Origin of the sequence: Kitasatospora sp. MY 5-36, assembly GCF_001182915.1 — a bacterium.
In the GTDB taxonomy this organism is placed as follows: domain Bacteria; phylum Actinomycetota; class Actinomycetes; order Streptomycetales; family Streptomycetaceae; genus Kitasatospora.
Window position 1 is genome coordinate 1 of record NZ_LFVW01001335.1, and the last position, 861, is coordinate 861.

The window sequence follows — 861 nt, forward strand, 5'->3', positions numbered from 1 at the left end:
CGCCGTCGGCGCCACCGGGGGCGGCGGCGCGTCGGAGGGCGCCGTACCGGCGGTCGGCAGCGGCGCCACCTCGGCCGGCAGGCCCTCGCCGCGACGGGCGGTGTTGCGGAAGAACGGCCGGTCCGGGGCGTGCGTGGCCAGGATGACCACATCCGGCCGCAGCACCGAGTACACCTGCTGACGCAGCTGCTCCGGCGCGAGCACCTCGCCCGCGCCGGGCCGCCCGCCGTGCAGCGCCTCGATCAGGGCGCGGGTGAAGGTGCCGATCTGTTCCGGGTCCGGGCTGACCACCGCCCAGAGCGGGATCCCCTCGCTGAGCGGCGAGACGGTGCCCTGGAGGTACGGCCAGGCGTTCTGGTCGGCGCTCAGGTCGGCGATGACGAGGGTCTGCCACTCGGCCGGACGGTGGCTCAGCTCGGCGGCGACGGCCTGCCAGGGGAGGCCGTCCTGCTTGGCGTCGCGCAGGGTCAGCTGGAGCTGCCCGCCACGCTTGTCGGCGACGACGTGGCCGCCCAGGTGGATCAGCAGCGGTCCGGGGTGCCGGGAGGCGGCGCGCAGGTGGGCGAGGACGGTGTGCGGGTCCCCGGCGCCGGGGAGGTGGACGGCGTCCACCGCGTCCGCGGCGAGCAGCACCTGCGGCGAGACGGCGGCGAGCATCGCCGAGAGCACGGGTGCCTGGGTCGGTCCGCCGCGGCCCCAGGTGCGGCGGCCGGACGTTCCGTACCCGCCCTCGATGACCAGGATCCGTCCGCGCGGCGCGGCTCCGAGCCCGCCCGCGCCGACGGCGGCGCTCGGCGCCGCGCTCTGGACCGGGAACGGCGGCGGGGTCCATGGCGGGGCAGTGTAGTCAGGCCGTCCGCA

The 861-nt window shown here is 77.5% G+C and carries 1 pseudogene; it reads right to left on the reverse strand.

Going from position 1 to position 861, the window contains the following annotated elements:
- Positions 1-861, reverse strand: a pseudogene (locus AE652_RS42300) (hypothetical protein); the annotation flags it as partial.